The sequence below is a fragment of the Sapientia aquatica genome (assembly GCF_004358105.1).
Lineage (GTDB): Bacteria > Pseudomonadota > Gammaproteobacteria > Burkholderiales > Burkholderiaceae_D > Solimicrobium > Solimicrobium aquaticum.
In genome coordinates this window covers 14083-35960 of sequence record NZ_SMYL01000012.1, presented here as the reverse complement: position 1 = coordinate 35960, position 21878 = coordinate 14083, and the positions used below count along the sequence as shown (strand labels likewise).

The window sequence follows — 21878 nt, the reverse complement described above, 5'->3', positions numbered from 1 at the left end:
TCAGCCGGCAGCGTAAATTAGCTTAATAAAAATTATGATACTCACCCCAGAACACCAAATGATCCGCGACGCTTTGCGTGAATTTTCGCAAGAACGTCTTGCGCCCAATGCAGCGCGTTGGGACAAAGAACATCATTTTCCAAAAGAAGAATTAAGCCAATTAGCGGAACTCGGCGCTTACGGCGTTGCGGTGCCTGAGCAATGGGGCGGCGCTGGTTTAGATTACTTATCGCTGGCCTTGGTATTAGAAGAAATCGCCGCAGGCGATGGTGGCACGTCCACCATTATTTCCGTCAATAATTGCCCAGTCTGCTCGATTGCGATGAGCTATGCGAACGACGCGCAAAAGCAGCAATGGCTGCGTCCGCTAGCGCAAGGCAAAATGTTAGGCGCGTTTTGTTTAACCGAGCCGCACGTTGGCAGCGATGCCGGCGCGTTGCGCACCACAGCGGTGAAAGAAGGCGACGAATACGTGATTAACGGCGTGAAGCAATTTATCACCAGCGGTAAATACGCGGACGTGGCGATTGTGATGGCGGTAACCGACAAAGCCGCTGGCAAAAAAGGTATTAGCGCATTTTGGGTTCCGACCAACACGCCCGGTTATATCGTGGCGCGATTAGAAGATAAGTTGGGTCAGCATTCATCCGACACCGCGCAAATTTTATTTGAAAACTGCCGCATCCCAGCCGCCAATTTAATTGGCGAAGAAGGCCAAGGCTACAAGATCGCCTTATCCGGTTTAGAAGGTGGACGCATCGGCATTGCATCGCAATCGGTGGGCATGGCGCGCGCGGCGTTTGACGCGGCGTTGAGTTATGCCAAAGACCGCGAAAGCTTCGGCAAGCCGATTTTTGAACACCAAGCGGTGCAGTTTAAATTAGCTGATATGGCGACTCAAATTGAAGCAGCGCGGCAACTGATTTGGCATGCTGCCAGCATGAAAGACGCTGGATTGCCTTGCCTGAAAGAAGCTGCGATGGCCAAGTTATTCGCTTCTGAAATGGCCGAGAAAATTTGTTCCGACGCGATTCAAATTCACGGTGGCTATGGCTATGTAAGCGACTTCCCGGTTGAACGTATTTACCGCGATGTGCGGGTTTGTCAGATTTATGAAGGCACGTCTGACATACAAAAAATTATTATCGGACGCGCATTGGCGTCGTAAGCCAAGCCAGATTTTTTACTCGACCAAAGCGAGATAACCATGAAATCACCTGTGCAATTTTATTTCGATTTTTCTTCACCTTACGGTTATTTAGCCGCGATGAAGATTGATGAATTAGCCGCAAAGTATGGACGCGACGTGGAATGGCATCCGGTATTGTTGGGCGTGATTTTTAAAATCACCGCCTGCTTGCCGCTAACCCAAGTGCCGATGAAGGGTAAATATTCCGAACACGATTTTGCACGCACGGCTCGCTTTCATGACATTCCCTTTGTGATGCCAACCGTATTTCCGATTTCCAGTCAGCATGCAGCGCGCGCAGTATTGTGGGTGGCAAACACAAAGGGACGCGATCGTTCGGTTGCGTTTGCCAAAGCCTTATATCGCGCATTTTTTGTCGATCAAATTAACATCAGCGGCGCGGAACAAGTGATTGAAATTGGCCGCCAGTTCGGTTTAGATGCGGCGGCCTTGGAGCAGGGAATTGCAACGGCGGAAGTCAAAGATCAACTCAAGATGGAAATCGATGATGCCATTAAAGCTGGCGTGTTTGGTTCGCCTTTCGTGATTGTTGATGGCGAACCGTTTTGGGGTTTTGACCGGTTTGATCAGATTGAAGCTACGCTGAAAAATGGCAAAATCTAATCAAGCGCTTGACTGCCCTTGCGGCACGGGGAAGAAGTTTGAACAATGCTGCGGCGTGTATTTGTCGGGCCAAGAGTTGGCGCCCAACGCACTAGCCCTAATGCGCTCGCGTTACACGGCTTATGTCATGGAAGACCAAGCGTATTTGCAAAAAACGTGGCACGCCAGCACGCGCCCTGCTGTGCAATTGGATCAGCAGGAATCGTGCAAGTGGCTGGGATTAACGATAGTCGCGCAGCAGCAAGACGCGCAGCACGGCACGGTGGAATTTATCGCCAAATATAAAGTGAATGGACGCGCCCAGCGTTTGCATGAAAAAAGTAATTTTGTTCTGGAAGACGGTGCTTGGTTGTATGTTGATGGCGTCTTCCCCGATCAATAAAAAACAGACTAATAGATAAATAAAAACAGACATCACTATGAAACTAGAATCCAAACTCGCCCCACGCTCGGAAGATTTCAAAGCCAACGTCGCTGCGATGCAAGCGGTGGTGGACGATCTGAAAGATAAGATTGAAAAAATCATGTTGGGCGGCGGTGACGAAGCGCGTAAAAAACATTTAGCGCGTGGCAAATTGCTTCCGCGTGATCGGGTGCAAATGCTGCTTGATCCTGGTACCCCGTTTTTAGAATTCTCGCAACTCGCGGCCTACGATATGTACAACAACGACGCACCGTGTGCTGGCGTGATTACTGGCGTGGGGCGCATCTCGGGACAAGAATGCGTCATCGTGTGCAATGATGCCACCGTCAAAGGCGGCACCTATTATCCACTCACGGTCAAAAAGCATATTCGCGCGCAAGAAATCGCAGAGCAAAATCATTTACCTTGCGTTTATTTGGTGGATAGCGGCGGCGCGAATTTGCCGAATCAAGATGACGTCTTTCCAGACCGCGATCACTTCGGTCGTATCTTTTTTAACCAAGCTAATTTGTCCGCGCAAGGCATTCCCCAAATCGCTGTCGTGATGGGTTCTTGTACCGCGGGTGGCGCTTATGTGCCAGCGATGAGCGACGAATCGATTATCGTTAAGAACCAAGGAACGATTTTCTTGGGCGGTCCACCGTTAGTCAAAGCCGCCACAGGTGAAGTAGTGAGCGCCGAAGATTTGGGCGGTGGCGATGTGCACACGCGCTTATCCGGCGTGGTCGATCATTTAGCGCAAAACGATATGCACGCTTTGTCCTTGGCGCGCACGATCGTGTCGAATCTGAATCGCCAAAAGCCCAACCAGTTAGTGTTGAAAGAAGTCGTTGAGCCCGCCTACCCAGCCGAAGAATTGTACGGCGTGATTCCCGTCGATACGCGCAAACCGTTTGATGTGCGTGAAGTCATTGCGCGGGTAGTCGATGGCAGCGTGTTTGATGAATTCAAAGCGCGTTATGGCACGACCTTGGTCTGCGGATTTGCTCATATTCACGGCATGCCCGTCGGTATTATCGCCAATAACGGGATATTGTTTTCCGAGTCCGCATTGAAAGGCACGCATTTCATCGAGCTATGCTGCCAACGCAAAATCCCACTGGTGTTTTTGCAAAACATCACCGGCTTTATGGTTGGTCGTAAATACGAAAATGAGGGCATTGCGCGCAATGGCGCGAAGATGGTAACGGCTGTCGCAACGGCGGCGGTGCCGAAATTCACCGTCATCATTGGCGGTAGTTTTGGTGCCGGTAATTACGGCATGTGCGGCCGCGCCTTTTCCCCGCGCTTTTTATGGATGTGGCCGAATGCTCGGATTTCTGTCATGGGCGGCGAACAAGCAGCGAGCGTGTTGGCAACGGTCAAACGCGATGGTATTGAGGCCAAAGGTGGCACATGGTCGGCAGAGCAAGAAGCAGAATTTAAACAACCGATCAAAGACCAATACGAACATCAAGGTCACCCATATTTCGCCAGCGCCCGTTTATGGGATGACGGCGTGATTGATCCGGCGGATACGCGCATGGTGTTGGCCTTAGGTTTATCGGCAGCGTTAAATGCACCGATTCCAGAGACCAAATTTGGCCTGTTTAGAATGTAAGTGATGTCAGCAAAGCTAACCTAAGGAAAAAGCGTAATGACTTACCAAACATTGCAACTAGAAATCGCCCACGGTGCCGCGACCGTGACATTAAATCGCCCCGATGTGCGCAATGCCTTTAACGAAACGGTGATTGCGGAATTGAACAATGTGTTTCTTGAACTGGGCCAAGACGAGCAAGTTCGCGCCATTGTGTTGGCTGCCAATGGCCCCGCTTTTTGCGCCGGTGCCGATTTAAACTGGATGAAAAAAATGGCGAACTACACGCCAGAACAGAATTTGGAAGACGCGCAGCAATTGGCTGAAATGCTGTACCAAATTTATTCTTGCGCCAAGCCCGTGATCGCGAAAGTGCAAGGCGATTGCTATGCCGGCGGCATGGGTTTGGTGGCAGCTTGTGATATTGCTGTGACGGTTGATAGCGCCAATTTTTGCTTGAGCGAAGTCAAGCTCGGTCTGATTCCCGCGACTATTTCACCCTATGTGATTAAAGCGATGGGCCCTAATGCAGCGCGTCGTTATTTTATTACTGCTGAGCGTTTTTCGGCCCAAGAAGCACACCGTATCGGCTTTGTGCATGAATCGGTGCCAGCAGAAAATCTCGATCAAACGGTGGCGCAAATCGTCAACGCGATCGTCAATAACGGCCCTAACGCTGTAATCGCTGCGAAATGGTTGGTAGAAGACGTGACCGGCGCAGAAATCGAAGAAGATTTGCTCACCTACACCGCGGAATGCATAGCCGATATTCGTTCCTCGCCCGAAGGCAAAGAAGGCGTCGCTTCATTCTTAGAAAAGCGCAAGCCGAATTGGTTATTGCACTTGAATTAAATTAGTAAAAAAGGGAAGTCAGTTGAAATCAAACAGTCTATGGATTAGCCGCAGCTTGCAAAACGTGTGGCATCCATGCACCCAAATGCAACATCACGAAACCATGCCATTGGTGCCGATTAGTCACGGCCGTGGTGCGTGGTTATTTGATGCCGACGGTAAGCGTTATTTGGATGGAATTAGTTCGTGGTGGGTGAATTTATTTGGTCATGCCAATTCGCGTATTAACGCCGCGTTAAAAGATCAGTTGGATAAATTAGAACACGTTATGTTGGCCGGATTTACCCACGAGCCAGTGATTAGTTTGTCCGAAAAATTAGCCGAAAAAACGCAACATCAACTAGGACATTGCTTCTTCGCGTCCGATGGCGCTTCCGCGGTTGAGATCGCGTTGAAGATGAGTTTTCATAGTTGGAGCAATTCTGGCTTGCCGGACAAAAAAGAATTTGTCTGTTTGCAAGGCAGCTACCACGGGGAAACAATCGGCGCGCTGGCAGTCACCGACGTGGCGATTTTCCGCGATGCCTATGGACCGTTGATTAATTCGGCGCATGTAGTGATCTCGCCCGATGCGCGCCAAGCGTTGGAAGGTGAAACTGCGCAAGATGTCGCGCGTCGCGCGATTGCCGAAGTGGAAAAATTATTCGAGCAACGTAGTGATAAGATCGCAGCGATTATCGTTGAGCCGCTGATTCAATGCGCTATCGGATTTGCGATGTATGATGCGCTGTATTTGACATTGCTGCGCGCGCTGTGCGACAAATATCAAGTGCATTTAATCGCCGATGAAATCGCCGTTGGTTGCGGCCGAACGGGAAGTTTTTTCGCTTGTGAGCAAGCGTCGATTTGGCCGGACTTTATGTGCCTGTCCAAAGGCATTAGCGGTGGCTATTTGCCGTTATCGTTAGTGATGACAACCGATAAGGTTTATCAATCGTTTTATCACCAAGACATACGTCGCGGCTTTTTGCATTCGCATTCCTATACCGGCAATCCACTCGCTTGCCGCGCTGCATTGGCAACCCTAGAAATCTTCCAAGAAGACAGCGTGCTGGCGACCAATTGCGCCCGCGCCGCCAAAATTAATGCGGCTTTAGCACCATTGGCGCAGCACGAAAAGGTGAAAAACTTCCGCCAGCGCGGCATGATTTGGGCATTTGATGCGGTCGATGCGAAGGCCGGTTTTTCGTCGCGCTTTTTTACCCAAGCGTTAAAACAAGAATTGTTATTACGTCCGATAGGCAACACCGTGTATCTCATGCCGCCCTATATTTTGAGCGACGAAGAGATCGCTCATTTGGCGCACAACACGTTGTCGGTATTTGAGCAGGTGATGGTATGAGTAAATTAATTGATCGGATTGAGCAAGGTTTATCGGGTTTAGATCAACACAATTTGCGTCGTCGCCGGCGCGTCACTTCAACACCATCGGATGCGGTCATGACGGTCGATGGCCGCAGTATGTTGACCTTTTGCAGTAATGACTATTTAGGTTTATCTGCACATCCCGATATCCGTGCAGCGTTCAAAGAAGGCGTGGATTTGTATGGCGCTGGCAGCGGCGCGTCGCATTTAATTAGCGGACACAGTCTCGCGCACGAACAATTAGAACAACGCTTAGCTGCGATGCAAGCGCCCTATTTAGTTCAAGCGCGTGCGCTGTATTTCAGCACTGGCTATATGGCAAATTTGGCGATGTTGTCAGGCTTGGCGGCGATTTCCTTGGAACAGACCGAGATTTTTTCTGAAAATCTAAATCACGCTTCGTTGATCGACGGTGCAAAACTGGCGCGCAGCAAAGTGAAAGTGTACCCACACGCCGATGTAGTGGCGTTAGAAAAACTGCTGCAAGATTCGACCGCAGAAAACAAAATCGTGGTTACCGACAGCGTCTTTAGTATGGACGGCGTGATCGCGCCATTGACCGAAATTTTAGCCATCTGTGAACGCTACGATGCTTGGTTAGTGGTGGATGACGCGCATGGTTTTGGTGTATTAGGCGCGACTGGTGCAGGCGTGCTAGAGCATCTTAAGTTACGCAGCGCGAACTTGGTGTACATGGGTACTTTGGGCAAAGCCGCCGGCGTCTCTGGTGCATTTGTCGCCGCGCATGCCAGCGTGGTCGAATGGTTGATTAACCGCTCCCGTCCCTACATCTACACTACGGCGTCCGCACCGGCGTTAGCGCATGCGTTATTGACTAGCTTGGAGATTATTAGCGGTGCAGAAGGCGCTCAACGACGTGCGCATTTACACGCTTTAACGACGCAATTTAAAACCGCGGTTGGCACGGCAATCGCAGGCATGAGCTTGATGGAGTCGAACACCCAAATCCAGCCTTTGATCGTGGGAGACAATCACGCAGCACTGCAAATCGCGGCCCAATTGTACGAGCGCGGCATCTGGGTGCCAGCAATTCGCCCGCCTACCGTGCCAGCGGGAACAGCGCGTTTGCGCATCACCTTGTCAGCTGCGCATAACAGCGCACAGGTAACACGATTATTAGATGAATTAAGTAGTTTGCAAAAAAAGGTAGCGTGAAGTGAGTCAAACAAAGAAAGCATTTTTTGTCGCAGGAACGGATACTGAGATCGGGAAAACCTTAGTATCGAGCGCGCTAGTGCATAGTTTCGCGCAGCAAGGGTTAATAGCCGTTGGCATGAAACCAGTTGCCGCGGGCGCGTTGTTAGACGACGGCATGTGGGTCAATGAAGACGTGATGTCGCTGAAAGCGAGTAGCAATTTAGCTGCGTCGAGCGAGCGTGACCGGTTGATTAACCCGTATTTGTTTAAGCTGCCAGCCGCGCCGCATATCGCGGCTCAACAAGAAGGTCGGCAAATCGCCTTGAGCGTGATCGTGGATTGTTATCAGCAATTGGCTAGCCAAGTTGAGGCAATTATTGTCGAAGGCGTTGGTGGTTTTAACGTGCCTTTTAACGCGACCGAAGACAGTGCACAAATGGCGCAGCGGTTAAATTTGCCGGTGATTTTGGTGGTTGGAATGCGTTTAGGCTGCATTAATCACGCGCTCTTAACCGCCGAAGCAATCGCCGCCCGCGGCTTGAATTTGGCAGGGTGGGTAGCGAACTCGGCGCAGCATGAAATGGCCTATTTACAAGAGAATTTGAGTGCATTGCAGGAACGTATTAAAGCGCCGTTATTAGGTTGTATTCCCAACCTAGCGCAACCCAGTGCTGCTGCTGCCGCGCACTATTTGGACGTGAATAAAATTTTGGTCGATTGAGTACACCGATTAGTTGAAACAAGTAAAGAATTACTACAGAGGGAATTATGGATAGCACAATGGAAAGCAAGACGAATCAAACTAACGAAGCCCCTAGCAAGGGCGTCACCTTTCATCCAACACCAAAGCCAGTTGCACCAATTGTGGCCGAAACTTGGCCAGTAGCCGATGTGCTAGCCTTGTTTGAATTACCGTTCAACGAATTGCTATTTCGCGCGCAAGAAGTGCATCGTCGTGAGTTCCCTGATGGCGATGTTGAGTTAGCGACCTTGTTGTCGATTAAAACTGGCGGCTGCGAGGAAGATTGCGGTTATTGCCCACAAGCGGCGCGTTACGACACTGGCGTTGAAGCCAAAAAAATTCTCGGTATTGATGAAGTCTTGAATGCGGCGCGTTCGGCCAAAGACAATGGCGCAACCCGTTTCTGCATGGGTGCGGCATGGCGCTCACCCAAAGACCGCGACATGGATAAAGTCGAAGAAATGGTGCGCGAAGTCAAAGCCTTGGGTTTAGAAACCTGCGCCACGTTGGGTATGTTGAAAGAAGAACAGGCTGAGCGTTTAAAAAATGCGGGCTTGGATTACTACAACCACAACTTGGATACCGCACCAGAATTTTACGACAACGTGATTTCTACTCGCGATTATCAAGATCGTTTAGATACCTTGGGCCACGTGCGTAACGCGGGTTTAAAAGTATGTTGTGGCGGGATTGTTGGGATGGGCGAATCGCGCCTGCAACGCGCTGGCTTGATCGCGCAATTGGCTAATTTGAATCCGTATCCCGAATCGGTTCCGGTGAATCATTTGGTGCAGGTCGAAGGTACGCCGTTGTATGGCACCGAAAAGCTCGACCCATTGGAGTTTGTGCGCACGATTGCGGTGGCACGCATCACGATGCCAAAAGCGCGGGTCCGTTTGTCGGCCGGGCGTCAACAGATGGGAGAACCAGTGCAGGCAATGTGTTTCTTGGCTGGGGCTAATTCGATTTTTTATGGAGATAAGTTGTTGACCACTGATAATCCTGAGGCTTCGGATGATCGAGTTTTGTTGGAGAAATTGGGGTTGAGGACTAGGGCTAAAGTGGAGAGTGGGGGTTGTAAGTAGTCTGTTGGGGTTGTTTGTTTTTATATGCCAGCGGAAGTGGTTTTGAGGGGCGTTGGTCGGGGGTAGCCCGACTGCTAGTCACCTTTTTTGTCTCGCCAAAAAAGGTAACCCAAAAAAGGCGACCACGCTCTTTTGGAAACCCTGAAAAATGAGGCTCAAAAATGGGAAAGGAGTGAAACTCGCTGCGCTCAGACAGCACTCCTTTCTGATCCATTTTTAACCCTAATTTTTCAGCCAAAATAGAGTGGATTAACTTCAAAAACAACTGCAACTTCAACAACAACGGCAACCCCAACGGCAACTTCAAAAGCAACTGCAACAGTGCCGATTTGCTTTACTCATCGGCATGGATTTATCGTACGGCGCGGACAGGGCGACGCTTACAAAGCTGTTTTCCGTAAGTCCTAACTTTAAAAGAACAAGGAACAACCATGTTTACAAAAATTCTCATCGCTAACCGTGGTGAAATCGCTTGTCGGGTGGCCGCTACCGCGCGTCGCTTGGGCATTAAAACGGTTGCTGTGTATTCGGAAGCGGACGCGTTGGCTAAGCATGTAGCGGCGTGTGATGAGGCGGTGCTGATTGGGCCGGCTCCGGCTAAAGAAAGTTATTTGCTGGGCGATAAAATTATTGCTGTGGCCTTAGCGACCGGCGCGCAGGCGATTCATCCGGGGTATGGGTTTTTGTCTGAGAACAGTGAATTTGCCGATGCTTGCGCGGCGGCGGGTTTGGTGTTTATTGGACCGCCAGCTTCGGCGATTCGGGCGATGGGTAGCAAATCGGCGGCGAAGACCTTGATGGAGCAAGCGCAGGTGCCGCTTGTGCCGGGTTATCACGGTGAGAACCAAGATGCTGATTTCTTGCACGCACAAGCGGATCGAATTGGCTATCCGGTGTTGCTCAAAGCATCGGCTGGTGGCGGCGGCAAGGGCATGCGCGTGATTGAAGCTAGTGCTGATTTTAAAGCGGCGTTGGCGTCCTGTAAGCGCGAAGCGATCTCCTCGTTTGGGGACGATAAAGTCTTGGCGGAGAAATATCTCCAGCGTCCGCGACATATTGAGATTCAAGTGTTTGCCGATACCTTGGGCAACTGCGTGTATTTATTTGAGCGCGATTGCTCGGTGCAGCGTCGGCATCAAAAAGTGTTAGAAGAAGCGCCGGCTCCCGGTATGACGGTCGAGCGTCGCACGGCGATGGGTGAAGCGGCAGTGGCGGCGGCTAAGGCGGTCGGTTATGTGGGCGCAGGTACGGTGGAATTTATCGCCAACCAAGACGGTTCGTTCTACTTCATGGAGATGAACACGCGCCTGCAAGTGGAACACCCCGTCACCGAAATGATTACCGGAACCGATTTGGTGGAATGGCAGTTGCGCGTTGCTAGTGGTGAGCCTTTACCGCTGCAACAAAGCCAATTGCAGATTCACGGTCACGCAATTGAAGCGCGGGTTTATGCCGAAAATCCTGAGAAAGGTTTCTTACCTTCCATCGGTACATTGGTGCACGCCCGCACGCCGCAAGCGGTGAATTTTGAATTGGGCGCTCAAGCAAATCCAGCCAGCTTCCGTATCGATAGCGGTGTGCGCGAAGGCGATACGATTTCGCCGTTTTACGATCCGATGATTGCCAAGATGATTGTTTGGGGCAAAGACCGCAATGAAGCTCTAGCCCGCATGGCGCAAGCCTTAGCGCAATATCAAATCGTTGGCTTGTCGTCCAATATCGGATTTTTACAGCGTTTAATTCATAGCACAGCGTTTTCTAACGCGGATTTGGATACTGGTTTAATCGAGCGAAACCAGGCCGAATTATTCCCCGCTGCAGTACCGATACCTTTATCGATATTGGCCTTGGCCGCGCTGTGTTTGGTGCAAGCCGAAGATCACAATGATGGACAAAATCCGTGGACTTCCAGCCACGGTTGGCGCATGAATAGCAGCTTGCTGCGTAGCCTAAGTTTTGAGCACGAAGGCCAAAAGTACGACCTTACTTTGCGCTACTCGGCTCACGGTTGGACGATTATCAACGGTGCTGAACAAGCGACTGTGCGTTTAGTTGGTGTCAATGCCGATGAACAAAGTTTGACCATTCAATTTGGCGCACAAACAGTCCATGGCACGGTGGTGCGCCACGGTGAACATATTCACGTATTTAGCCAAGGTCAACATATCGAATTGAGCTACGCCGATCCGCTGTTGCATGCCGGTGAATCGGAAGCCGAAGCCGGTCGTTTAACGGCACCAATGCCTGGCAAAATCGTCGCGCTGCTGGTTGGCGCAGGACAAAGCGTTAAAAAAGGCGAGCCGCTTTTGATTATGGAAGCCATGAAAATGGAGCACACCATCGCCGCACCTAAAGATGGCATCGTAAAAGAGATGATGTATTTGATTGGCGACCAAGTGTCCGACGGCGCGCAATTGCTCACGTTCGAATAAAGCGGTAGCCGCGCAAATACGATGCATATTATTTATTACAACGGCTCTGACGCAAGTGAAGACGGCCTCAACGCCTATCGCAAGAGTCTGCCACAAGCGAATATTCGCCAATGGTTGCCGGGCGACCAAGCGCCTGCTGATTATGCATTGGTCTGGAAGCCGCCAGCAGAAATGTTGGCCGGTCGTTCGGACTTAAAAGCCATTATTAGTTTGGGTGCTGGGGTCGATGCTTTGTTGCGCATCCAAGAACATCTGCCCGCCAACGTGCCGATTGTGCGACTTGAAGATGCGGGCATGGCTGAGCAAATGGCGGACTATGTTTCGTATGCGGTGCTGCGTTATTTCCGTCGTATGGATGAGTACGAAAAGTTTGCCAATTGCGCTCAATGGCAGCCGCTCGCACCAAGAACTAAAAGCCAATTTCCGATTGCCGTGTTGGGTTTAGGGGTGTTGGGAAAAGCGATTGCCCAACGTTTGCAGCAGCTTGGCTTTCCCGTGTTGGGTTGGAGTCGTTCGGTTAAAGCGGAATTGGGCTTGCCTAATTTTTCGGGGGAACAAGGCTTGGCAGACTGTTTAGCGCAAGCGCAAGTGGCTGTTGCGATCCTGCCCTTGACCGCAGAAACCAATCGACTACTTAATCGCACCACGCTAAGCCATTTACCGCGCGGCGCATACCTAGTTAACGTAGGCCGCGGTGCGCAAGTGGTTGAAGCAGATTTAGTAGAATTAATTCGAAATGGTCATTTGGCTGGCGCAACCTTGGATGTATTTCACACCGAACCGTTAGCCGCTGATCACCCATTTTGGCAAGAACCAAACATCACCATCACCCCGCATGTTTCTGCGCTCACCATCGTTGAGCAAGCACAAGCACAGTTAGCCCAAAAAATTCAACGCATTGAACAAGGTTTGCCCATTACCGGCATCGTTGACCGTCACAAAGGATATTAAATTGAGCGCACATTCCCAACTCCCTAAGTCCGTCAAAATCGTTGAAGTCGGCCCACGCGATGGCTTGCAAAACGAAGCGCAAACGATTAGCGCCGAAGTCAAAATTGAATTGGTTAATTGCTTAACCGACGCCGGATTTGTCAACATCGAATCCGCTTCTTTCGTCTCGCCCAAATGGGTTCCGCAAATGGCGACTTCAACCGAAGTTATGGCCGGCATCCAGCGCAAAGCTGGCGTGATTTATTCAGCATTGACCCCGAACATGAAAGGCTTCGACGCTGCCCTAGCCGCGGGTGCGGATGAAGTCGTCATCTTCGGTTCGGCCTCGGAAGCGTTTTCGCAAAAGAATATTAATTGCTCCATTGCCGAATCGATAGAGCGCTTCCGCGAAGTTGCCGCTGCCGCCAAAGCGCATAACAAGCGCTTGCGCGGCAGCATCAGTTGCTCGTTCGGTTGCCCGTATCAAGGCGAAGTTAGTCCTCAATCCGTGGCCGATGTGGTGGCACGTTTGCGTGACTTAGGTTGCGACGAAATTGATATCGCCGACACCATAGGCGTGGGCACCGCGCGCCATGTGCAAACCGTGTTTGAGCGCGTTAGCAAAGAATTTAACCTCGCTGGTTTGTCCGGTCATTTCCATGACACTTATGGCCAAGCCTTGGCCAATATTTATGCCAGCTTGGAAGTCGGCGTGAGCATTTTTCATTCGTCCGTTTCGGGCTTGGGCGGCTGCCCGTATGCCAAAGGCGCAACCGGAAATGTTGCGACCGAAGATGTTCTGTTTTTAATGCAAGGCTTGGGAATTCACACCGGAATTGATTTGGATAAAACCGTCGATGCGGGACAATTCATTTCGCAACACTTAGGTCGCAAAGCAGCGAGTCGGGCGGGGAATGCATACGCTGCAAAGAAAGGTAGCTTGAGCGCCTAGTGTCCTAAAATCCTATTGCTTTTTGCGAGGGCAAATTGAATCGACCAACGTTAAAACTAAATTCAATTTTGCCTTGGTTGATGTGCTTTGCTGCGTTTGTTGGCCTAAGCAAATCTGCGCTTGCCACCGTCAACGAAAATCTAGCCTACACGTATTACCAGGTGAATGTTGATTCGGCTAGTTCGTTAAGAAAAGCGCTCAATGCAGCCTCACCCTTTAAATCTAACGGACGCATTTTTCACGGACACACCGATTGGCACATCAGTTGGCATTTTTGGTGGGATGAGCGACCAGACGGCCGATGTTCCATCAAGCGCGTGAGCGTGGAGTTCACCAGCACCATCGGTTTGCCACAGCTAATAAGCGCCACGATAGCGCAGCAAAATCAATTCAACACCTATGTAGCGGCGCTGCGTACCCACGAATTGGGCCATGTCAATGTGGGAAAAAGTGCTGCCTATGCCATCGATCAAGCCATCTTCAATTTGCCCGAAATGGCGAGTTGCAGCAGCTTAGGCGCGGCAGCAAACGACGTTGGGAATCGGATGTTAAGTGATTATCAAGCCAGAGAAATTCGCTATGATGCGGAAACCGAGCACGGCAAAACGCAAGGTGCTTGGCTTGATCGATAAATTGGAGAAGGTTTGATGTTGGTAGGAATGTTGTTCGCCCTAGCCGCCGGGATGATTTGGGGTATCGTGTTTATCGGACCATTGTTGTTGCCCGAATATCCAGCGGCGATGCAATCGTTTGGTCGGTATTTGGCCTTTGGTTTGATTGCTCTACCACTCGGCTGGTTAGACCGGGTTGAATTGCGTAAATTGACGCGTAAGGATTGGTTGTTGGCGCTGGAGTTATCGGCAATTGGTAATGTAATTTATTACCTCTGTTTGGCATGTTCAATTCAAATGGCGGGTGGGCCGGTGCCGACCATGTTGATTGGTACTTTGCCGGTCACCATTACCATTTTCTCTAACATCGTTAATCACGAACGCGATGGCTATTTGCCTTGGGCTAAGTTGATCATTCCCATCGGGATTGTGTTGGCTGGAATCGCGTGCGTCAATCATGTGGAGCTGTCGTCGATTACCGCGGTTCAGCGTAGCAATGTGTATCGCTATGGCACAGGCATTGTGCTGGGAGTGGCGGCGGTGTGTTGTTGGACTTGGTATCCCATCCGTAACGCGCAATGGATGCGCAGTCATGCTGATCGAAATCCGCGTTCTTGGGCGACTGCACAGGGTCTGGCGACGTTGCCGTTGGCAGCCGTAGGTTATGCCAGCTTTTGGATCTGGTCGGCTGCCACGGGGCGAGAATTTGCGATGCCGTTTGGCCCGCGTCCCTTAGTTTTTATCGGCGTGGTCGTCACGATTGCAGTATTTGCTTCGCTAGTGGCGACCATGTGTTGGAATGCGGCGAGTCAGCGATTGCCGACGGCGATGGTGGGTCAATTAATCGTGTTCGAAACGTTGGCGGCCCTTTGTTACACCTACATACTGCGCGCCCAGTTACCCTCGATGCTAACGTTTTTGGGGATAGGTTTATTGCTGCTCGGCGTAATTTGGGCGGTGCGAATTAAGCCTGAATTTAAAGCGCTTGGCGTGACTATCCATTCGTAAAACTTGATGTGAGAAAAAGACGTAGCTTGGCGCAAACACCTCGTCCAAGCTACGCGGCATCTACTCACGTCTACTTATTTCAAGTCGCAATGCCTTCCAAACTATGCGCTAAATACTTCGGCGCTGAGCGTTTTTTGCTAGCCTGTTCATAGGCATACGCCAACTTGATAATTGTGCCTTCGGCATAAGCACCCGCAACGAACGACACACCGACTGGCAAGCCCGCGAACAATCCTGCCGGAACCGTGATGTGCGGGTAACCGGCAACCGCTGCGGGCGATGAGAAGCCGTCAATGGTGTGGTCGCCGTTGACATAATCGGTGATGAAAGCTGGACCGCCAGTCGAGGCGAATAAAGCGTCGAGCTGGTGTTCCTTCATCACTTGATCAATACCTTCGGTACGCGAATATTGGTGATTGTTTTTCAGCGCAGCCAGATATTCTGGGCTACTTAAATCCCCTTTTTCTTGCGCTTTGACCATGAGCTCTTGATCAAAATACGGCATTTCTTTAGCGCGATTTTTTTGATTAAATTCGATCACCGCAGCCAGCGAAGTAGCGGCAGAGCCTTTGCCGAATTCAGCTAAGTAGCTGTTTAAATCCGCTTTGAGTTCATAGAGCAAAACGTCGGTTTCGGTATTGCCGTATTTATCCATATTGGGCACTTCGACATCGATTAGCACCGCACCTTGTTGCTTGAGCACGTCGAGCGCCGCATCAACAATGGCTTGCTGACGCATATTGCTCGACATCGCATTGCGCACCACACCAATGCGCGCGCCTTTGAGGCCGTTTTTATCCAAGAATTTGGTGTAGTCGGTAGCGTGTTGTTTGGTGCCAGCAGTTGCCGCATCGCGGCTATCCTCACCCGCTAAAGCAGTGAGCAAAATCGCTGCATCAGTAACCGTGCGCGTCATTGGCCCTGCCGTATCTTGCGAGTGCGAAATCGGCACGATGCCATCACGGCTGATTAATCCCAACGTCGGCTTGAGTCCGACTAAGCCGCACAAAGATGACGGCGACACGATTGACCCGTCGGTCTCAGAGCCAACCGCGACCGCCGCCAAACTCGCCGCTACCGCAGCACCTGAACCGGAGCTAGAACCGCTGCAATTGCGATCCAACGCATACGGATTTTTAGTTTGACCGCCGCGACCGCTCCAGCCCGAAGTTGAACGCGAAGAGCGCATATTGGCCCATTCGCTTAAATTAGTTTTACCCAAAATTACCGCGCCAGCCGCCCGCAATTGCGTCACCAAAAACGCATCCCGCGGCGCTTTTGCCCCAACCAAGGCCAACGATCCAGCCGTGGTCTGCATCTTGTCAGCGGTAGCAATATTGTCTTTAATCAGCACCGGAATTCCATGCAACGGCCCGCGCGCACCCTTGGTTTTGCGCTCCACATCTAATGCCCGCGCAATGGCAATGGCATCGGGATTTAATTCAATAATCGCGTTGAGCTTAGGCCCCGATTTATCAATCGCTTTAATGCGTTCTAAATAGCGCTCGGTCAACGCTACCGCAGTCAACTTCCCCGCCGCCATTTGTGCTTGCAATGCAGTCACATCTGCTTCAACCACCGACGAGTGCGAGGACGAATGATCTACACTAGCTTCAGCCCCAGCAGCATTAGCGTCAATAATTCCACCAGCACCAAACAACAAACCAAGCTTCACAAAATTCCGTCTTTTCATACCATCCCCTTTTTATTTATTCGCTATTTGTTTTACAGCCGTACTGCATTTAATTTGTGGGTGTTGATCTTAATGCGCTGTCATTTTTCAGGGCTTCCAACATAACGTGGTCGCGCTGTTCGATTAGCGATTTTTGGCGACACCTTTTCGCGCCGTAGAAACCAACAAAACACTACTCAAAATCACCACCATCGCCACCACTTCCCTCACCCCAATTTTTTCATCCGCAAACAACACACCTAGCGTGACCGCAATCACTGGATTTACATAGCTATAGCTCGACGCCAAAGCGGGCGGGACGGTTGCGATCAAATACATGTAAGCGGTAAATGCTCCAAGCGAGCCGGCCACGACCAAATAGCTCCAAGCCGCCCATGCCGCAGGAGTAATCGCCTTAGTAAAATGCTCGCCCGTCATCCAACTTACAGCCACCAAAAAAACACCTCCTGCCAACATCTGACTAGCGAATCCCATCGCGCCTGGCGCCAGAGAGAATTTACGCTGCGATAGCACCGAACCCAAATCCCAGCAAATAATCGCGCTCAACAACGCAATAATTCCAATCGGCTTGGCCGAAAAATCACTGCCACTGGCTAACAAAATCGCACCGCCAAAGCCCACTAAAATTCCGACCCATTCGCGCCGATTCGGCCACTCGCCATACATACCCACGCATAAGGTCAGCACAAACGGCGAGCAAGCGATAAATACGGCGGTCAGTCCCGATGAAATGTATTGCTGCGCATACGAGGTCAATCCCATTCCGCCGCCCAAGATCAAACTGCCGACCAAACCAGCGTCGCGCCATTGTTTTAGTGTTGGGGCCGTTCCACCTCGGATTTTTAAAAAAGCAAACAGCATTCCGCCCGCAGCCACAAAGCGGCTGCCCATCAACATAAAGGGAGGAAAAGCATCCAGCGCAATGTGGATGGCGAAGTAGGTGGAACCCCAAACGAGGTACACAGTAAGTAAAGCGGCAACAACTAAGCTGGGTAAGGCAAACATAACGATAAATTAATGAGGCGGTGAGGGATGAGGCGCAGAAACTGCGTTAACATGGCGTTGCCAATAGGCATGTAATTTACACTATTTCGCTCAAACAGATTTATGGAACTACGCCAACTCCGCTATTTTGTCGCCATCGTCGATCACGGTTCGCTGTCCCGCGCCGCGCGCGTGCTGCATATTGTTCAGCCCGCCTTGACGCAACAATTGCAGTTGTTAGAACAAGAACTAGACGTGCAGTTATTACATCGCTCGGCCCAAGGCATGTTGGCCACCGATGCCGGCAAGATTTTTTACGAACACGCGCAGGCGATTTTGAAGCAAGTTGGCGATGCGAAATCGGCGGTTACCCAATCAGCACTGCGCCCTACTGGAACGGTTGCCCTCGGCATCCCGCAAAGTGTCTCCGGCGCGCTGGCTTTGCCGTTATTAATGGCAGTACGCGAAAAATATCCCGAGATTTCTCTGCAACTCACCGAAGAGTTATCGGGCAACTTGATCGAGCAGCTTAAATCGGGGCGCATCAATTTGGCCGTCTTGTTCGACGACGGCCAACTTAGCTCGTTCGCGGTTAAGCCCATGATCGAAGAACAAATGATGTACATCACGCGCGCCAAATCGCAGTTTGCGCATAAAGGTAAAAGCATACGCTTAGAGCAAGCTACTCAGGCGCCGCTGATTTTGCCTGGCTTTCAACATGGTGTTCGCCCACGTATCGAGGGCTTGATGCGCAGTGCCGGCTTGTCGATTAACGATGTGATCGATATTAATTCGGTCGCTATTTTAAAGTCGGCTTTGCTGGCCGATATGGGAGCGACTATTTTGCCGGTTGCCCCGTTAATGGCAGAGATCGAGCGCGGCGATATGGTCGCGCTACCGATTTCCGATCATGTCATCTCGCGCACAGTGGTATTGTGCGCGTCTAAAAACATCCCCCTCACCAATGCCGCCCACGCGGTCGAAAAGTTGGTCTTGGAAGTAGCGCAAACGCTTTGTGCCAGCGAAAAATGGCTAGGCACCAGCAGCTTGATGTGAGCCGCCGAATTATCCAACTCAACTTCTCTGGCTTGATTTTCTGCCGCCAACCGACGATCGAGAACGATTTATCGTCCGGCGAGTACATTGCTCGATAACGTTAAGTTTCTTTCAACTTGTTTTCCTCGAATTTATTTAAAGCGCTTTGGATTTTGACCAAATAACTTTGAAAGCGCTTTGAAAAAAATGGATAAAAATACGATAGTAAACATATTTTAAGTAGTTTAACTACATAAAGAAAAACGTCAATTTGGCGTAAATAAACAACGCTCATAGCGGAAAATCGTTTTATTTTTAGAAAAAAAGCGATTTTTTCGAAAATCTCAATTGACTGAGCGTTTAGTTTTAGTACAAGATTGCTTCGGGCAACAAAATTCAGTCCGAACTTGCCTGAATGATCACGATAATAATTAACAGGAGACGAGCATGAAAATGTTTGAAAGAAAGCATCAGGGGCTGGCCCTGAATAGCATGATGTTGAAGCTGACCCCGATAGCCGCTGGCTGCGTGGTTTTGCTCTCAACAACAACTGGCATGGCATACGCCCAACAGGCAGATACCGCGGTAACACAAGACGGCGCAACTAACACCGTTTTTGTTACTGGTATTCGTAAAGGTATTGAAGACGCGATTTCGATCAAGAAAAATTCTTCCTCTATCGTTGAAGCTATTTCAGCGGAAGATATCGGTAAATTGCCTGACCAAAGTATTGCTGAATCGATTGCTCGTTTGCCAGGCGTAGCCGCTCAGCGTGTAGCTGGCCGTGCTCAAGCGCTCAGCGTGCGTGGTTTGTCGCCTGACTTTGCAACGACATTAATGAATGGTCGTGAACAAGTTAGTACTGGTGACAATCGTAGTGTTGAATTTGATCAATACCCATCAGAATTGATGAGTGGTGTTGTTATCTACAAAACGCCGGATGCAGGTTTAGTTGGTCAAGGTTTGTCCGGCACGATCGATATGCAAACCGTTTCACCATTAAATTTCCCAGCACGCACTATTTCAATGAATGTGCGCGGTGAAAAAAATTCACTGGGCTCGATCGCTAACACCAAAGCAACCGGTAACCGCGCAAGTGTAAGCTACATCGATCAATTCGCTGACCGCACCGTCGGTATCGCATTGGGTTTCGCTCACTTAGAAACACCACGTTTGGATAACGAAGTTGGTCTGTATGAGCCATGGCAAATTCAATCGCAACCAGGTGTTCCAACTGGTGCGTACTACATGGACGGTATCAAGTCCTTAGCCACTAGCGGAACTATCAAGCGCGATGGTTTCTTGGGCGTGCTCGAATTTAAACCATCCAAAAACTGGACCAGCAAATTAGATGTATTTGCCTCTAAGTTTTCCGATGTAGAAACAGCCAACCAATTTGAATTCAACTTGGGGAACTACAACGGTGGCAATACACCAGGCTTGAACTGGAATTCGATCACTGTTAATAGCAACAACACCGTCACTGGTGGTGTCGCGTCAGGTATCTACCCATTAGTGCGCGGTGAGTACAACGATTGTCAAGATTCGATTCACTCTGCTGGTTGGGCCAATACGTTCAAATTCGAACATGTCAAAGTTTTGGCTGATTTGAACTACTCAGCTGCTAAACGCGATGAAACCTACCAAGAAATCAACACCCAATTGTTGACTCCAGGTGGTACAGCCGTGTTGGATACGATGACAGTTAACTGGGCAACAGGTGGTTTCCCAACGTTGTCTGGTCTGCAAAACTATAGTAATGCAAGTCAATTGAATCTGCGTAACACGATTTACGGTTCGGGTTATGGCCGTAAGCCACACGTAGAAGATAAATTAAGCGGCGGCAAATTGGTCGCAACATTTGACGCTCCAGAGTTGATCCAAGGTTTTGTTAGCGACATCGATGTTGGCGTAAATTACACCGGTCGTACTAAGAAAAAACGTCAACCAGAAGCATCCGAAAATCTGTTGACGACCAATGCAGTGATCTCTCCAGATTTGCTGTATGCGCCAGTCAACCTCGGCTTTGCAGGTAGCGGAACAATCCCATCATTCAATGTTCCTGGCGTAATCGCTAAATACTACCAACCATGGAATCCGTCACCAATCGATCCAGGTGCGGTACAACGTGCTTGGGATGTCAAAGAAGATGTCGTTACTACCTTCGTTAAAGCTAACTTAGACAGCACAGTTGGTTCAGTTCCAATGAAAGGTAACGTCGGCGTACAAATCGTCAATACAGATCAATCCTCTTCATCGGTATACAGCGTTGGCGGTTCAAGCACATTGACACCAGTTGATGTTGGCGCGAAATACACCGACGTATTGCCAAGCATGAATTTGGCTTTTGATATGGGTAATGACGACACGATCCGTGTTGGCTTAGCCAAGCAATTAGCTCGTGCTCGTGTCGATGACATGCGTGCGTCCTATAGCTTCTCGATCGACAACGTTACACGTCTGCCAAGCGCTAACGGTGGTAATCCTAAGTTGGATCCATGGAAAGCTAACGCCTTAGACGTTTCGTATGAAAAGTATTTTGGTAAGAAAGCGTATGTAGCAGTTGCTGGTTATTACAAAAAATTGACTAGCTACATCTACTCGCAAACTAAGCCTTACGATTTTTCAGCCGAGACAGCGACAGCGACTTCACCATCTGGTTTGACAGCGGTATCGAACATCGGTGGTTATACAAGTATGTATAACGGTCAAGGCGGCTCAATCCAAGGTGCTGAATTATCCGCTTCTTTGCCACTGAGCATGTTGACTCCAGTATTGGATGGTTTTGGTGTTCAAGCTAGTACAACCATTACCAACAGCTCGATCACTATTCCATCGGCAACGTTTGCTGTCGGTACGAATATCCCATTGCCAGGTATGTCGAAGAACGTGTCTAACTTGACTGCGTACTACGAAAAGAACGGTTTTGAAGCCCGTATCAGCGATCGTCGTCGTTCTGACTTCATCGGTGAAATCGGTAACTTCGCTGGTGACCGTAACTTACGTTATGTCGTTGGTGAAAACGTGGTCGATGCGCAAATCGGTTATGCGTTTGAAACTGGTACGTACAAAGGTTTAAGTGTGTTATTCCAAGTCAACAACTTGAATAACTCTGCTTATCAAACTTACCAAAATTCCAAAGACCGCGTTTTGGAATACGAAAAATTCGGACGTTCTTTCTTGTTCGGTTTGACGTACAAGATGTAATTAGCAGT

The 21878-nt window shown here is 50.0% G+C and carries 18 protein-coding genes; 16 read left to right on the top strand and 2 right to left on the bottom strand.

Going from position 1 to position 21878, the window contains the following annotated elements:
* Window positions 1-34 precede the first annotated feature (34 nt).
* The 14 genes from E2I14_RS16750 (at window position 35) to E2I14_RS16685 (ending at window position 14951) form a co-directional block, all read left to right on the top strand.
* Window positions 35-1168 (top strand): acyl-CoA dehydrogenase family protein, encoded by a 1134-nt coding sequence (locus E2I14_RS16750; RefSeq protein ID WP_133330643.1) that lies wholly within the window; start codon window positions 35-37, stop codon window positions 1166-1168.
* 39 nt (window positions 1169-1207) lie between these two features.
* Entirely contained in the window at window positions 1208-1813 is a 606-nt protein-coding gene (locus E2I14_RS16745) for a 2-hydroxychromene-2-carboxylate isomerase (RefSeq protein ID WP_133330641.1), read from the top strand.
* Entirely contained in the window at window positions 1800-2195 is a 396-nt protein-coding gene (locus E2I14_RS16740; protein WP_133330639.1) for a YchJ family protein, read from the top strand. Before E2I14_RS16745 ends, E2I14_RS16740 begins: the two co-directional genes overlap by 14 nt.
* A gap of 37 nt (window positions 2196-2232) precedes the next feature.
* Window positions 2233-3837: a carboxyl transferase domain-containing protein gene (locus E2I14_RS16735; RefSeq protein ID WP_133330637.1), complete on the top strand. Its 1605-nt coding sequence runs from the start codon at window positions 2233-2235 to the stop codon at window positions 3835-3837.
* Between the two features lie 36 nt (window positions 3838-3873).
* Window positions 3874-4668 (top strand): enoyl-CoA hydratase/isomerase family protein, encoded by a 795-nt coding sequence (locus E2I14_RS16730; protein ID WP_133330635.1) that lies wholly within the window; start codon window positions 3874-3876, stop codon window positions 4666-4668.
* 22 nt (window positions 4669-4690) lie between these two features.
* Window positions 4691-6010, top strand: coding sequence for an adenosylmethionine--8-amino-7-oxononanoate transaminase (bioA, locus tag E2I14_RS16725; protein ID WP_133330633.1), 1320 nt, complete (start codon window positions 4691-4693; stop codon window positions 6008-6010).
* Window positions 6007-7209: an 8-amino-7-oxononanoate synthase gene (bioF, locus tag E2I14_RS16720; RefSeq protein ID WP_133330631.1), complete on the top strand. Its 1203-nt coding sequence runs from the start codon at window positions 6007-6009 to the stop codon at window positions 7207-7209. Before bioA ends, bioF begins: the two co-directional genes overlap by 4 nt.
* 1 nt (window position 7210) lies before the next feature.
* Window positions 7211-7912: a dethiobiotin synthase gene (gene bioD, locus E2I14_RS16715; RefSeq protein WP_133330629.1), complete on the top strand. Its 702-nt coding sequence runs from the start codon at window positions 7211-7213 to the stop codon at window positions 7910-7912.
* 59 nt (window positions 7913-7971) lie between these two features.
* Window positions 7972-9018, top strand: coding sequence for a biotin synthase BioB (gene bioB, locus E2I14_RS16710; protein ID WP_133330627.1), 1047 nt, complete (start codon window positions 7972-7974; stop codon window positions 9016-9018).
* 431 nt (window positions 9019-9449) lie between these two features.
* Window positions 9450-11450, top strand: a complete 2001-nt coding sequence (locus E2I14_RS16705) for an acetyl/propionyl/methylcrotonyl-CoA carboxylase subunit alpha (protein WP_133330625.1) — start codon at window positions 9450-9452, stop codon at window positions 11448-11450.
* Between the two features lie 21 nt (window positions 11451-11471).
* Window positions 11472-12401: a 2-hydroxyacid dehydrogenase gene (locus E2I14_RS16700; RefSeq protein WP_133330623.1), complete on the top strand. Its 930-nt coding sequence runs from the start codon at window positions 11472-11474 to the stop codon at window positions 12399-12401.
* A 1-nt stretch (window position 12402) separates the two neighbouring features.
* Window positions 12403-13332 carry a hydroxymethylglutaryl-CoA lyase gene (locus E2I14_RS16695; RefSeq protein WP_133330621.1) on the top strand — a complete coding sequence of 310 codons (930 nt, stop codon included), beginning with the start codon at window positions 12403-12405 and terminating at the stop codon, window positions 13330-13332.
* Between the two features lie 35 nt (window positions 13333-13367).
* Window positions 13368-13964, top strand: a complete 597-nt coding sequence (locus tag E2I14_RS16690; protein ID WP_133330619.1) for a DUF922 domain-containing Zn-dependent protease — start codon at window positions 13368-13370, stop codon at window positions 13962-13964.
* Between the two features lie 15 nt (window positions 13965-13979).
* Complete coding sequence (locus E2I14_RS16685) at window positions 13980-14951, top strand: DMT family transporter (protein ID WP_133330617.1); 972 nt, start codon at window positions 13980-13982, stop codon at window positions 14949-14951.
* Between the two features lie 79 nt (window positions 14952-15030).
* On the opposite strand, the gene E2I14_RS16680 is transcribed toward E2I14_RS16685, so the two are convergent.
* On the bottom strand, window positions 15031-16644 hold the full coding sequence (locus tag E2I14_RS16680; RefSeq protein WP_133330615.1) for an amidase: 1614 nt from the start codon (window positions 16642-16644) through the stop codon (window positions 15031-15033).
* A 123-nt stretch (window positions 16645-16767) separates the two neighbouring features.
* On the bottom strand, window positions 16768-17649 hold the full coding sequence (gene yedA / locus E2I14_RS16675) for a drug/metabolite exporter YedA (protein ID WP_133330613.1): 882 nt from the start codon (window positions 17647-17649) through the stop codon (window positions 16768-16770).
* A 102-nt stretch (window positions 17650-17751) separates the two neighbouring features.
* Between yedA and E2I14_RS16670 the strand changes: the two genes are divergently transcribed.
* A complete protein-coding gene (locus E2I14_RS16670) occupies window positions 17752-18684 on the top strand; it encodes a LysR substrate-binding domain-containing protein (RefSeq protein WP_133330611.1) in 933 nt (310 codons plus the stop codon).
* A gap of 426 nt (window positions 18685-19110) precedes the next feature.
* Entirely contained in the window at window positions 19111-21870 is a 2760-nt protein-coding gene (locus E2I14_RS16665) for a TonB-dependent receptor (protein ID WP_227544772.1), read from the top strand.
* Window positions 21871-21878: the final 8 nt, after the last annotated feature.

Excerpts from the sequence above, each read along its gene's own strand:
- E2I14_RS16685 (WP_133330617.1), top strand. The coding sequence starts at position 13,980 with ATGTTGGTAGGAATGTTGTTCGCCCTAGCCGCCGGGATGATTTGGGGT.
- E2I14_RS16745 (WP_133330641.1), top strand. The coding sequence starts at position 1,208 with ATGAAATCACCTGTGCAATTTTATTTCGATTTTTCTTCACCTTACGGT.
- E2I14_RS16750 (WP_133330643.1), top strand. The coding sequence starts at position 35 with ATGATACTCACCCCAGAACACCAAATGATCCGCGACGCTTTGCGTGAA.
- E2I14_RS16735 (WP_133330637.1), top strand. The coding sequence starts at position 2,233 with ATGAAACTAGAATCCAAACTCGCCCCACGCTCGGAAGATTTCAAAGCC.
- E2I14_RS16730 (WP_133330635.1), top strand. The coding sequence starts at position 3,874 with ATGACTTACCAAACATTGCAACTAGAAATCGCCCACGGTGCCGCGACC.
- E2I14_RS16705 (WP_133330625.1), top strand. The coding sequence starts at position 9,450 with ATGTTTACAAAAATTCTCATCGCTAACCGTGGTGAAATCGCTTGTCGG.
- E2I14_RS16680 (WP_133330615.1), bottom strand. The coding sequence starts at position 16,644 with ATGAAAAGACGGAATTTTGTGAAGCTTGGTTTGTTGTTTGGTGCTGGT.
- E2I14_RS16740 (WP_133330639.1), top strand. The coding sequence starts at position 1,800 with ATGGCAAAATCTAATCAAGCGCTTGACTGCCCTTGCGGCACGGGGAAG.
- bioB (WP_133330627.1), top strand. The coding sequence starts at position 7,972 with ATGGAAAGCAAGACGAATCAAACTAACGAAGCCCCTAGCAAGGGCGTC.
- E2I14_RS16665 (WP_227544772.1), top strand. The coding sequence starts at position 19,111 with ATGAAAATGTTTGAAAGAAAGCATCAGGGGCTGGCCCTGAATAGCATG.
- bioF (WP_133330631.1), top strand. The coding sequence starts at position 6,007 with ATGAGTAAATTAATTGATCGGATTGAGCAAGGTTTATCGGGTTTAGAT.
- E2I14_RS16670 (WP_133330611.1), top strand. The coding sequence starts at position 17,752 with ATGGAACTACGCCAACTCCGCTATTTTGTCGCCATCGTCGATCACGGT.
- E2I14_RS16700 (WP_133330623.1), top strand. The coding sequence starts at position 11,472 with ATGCATATTATTTATTACAACGGCTCTGACGCAAGTGAAGACGGCCTC.
- yedA (WP_133330613.1), bottom strand. The coding sequence starts at position 17,649 with ATGTTTGCCTTACCCAGCTTAGTTGTTGCCGCTTTACTTACTGTGTAC.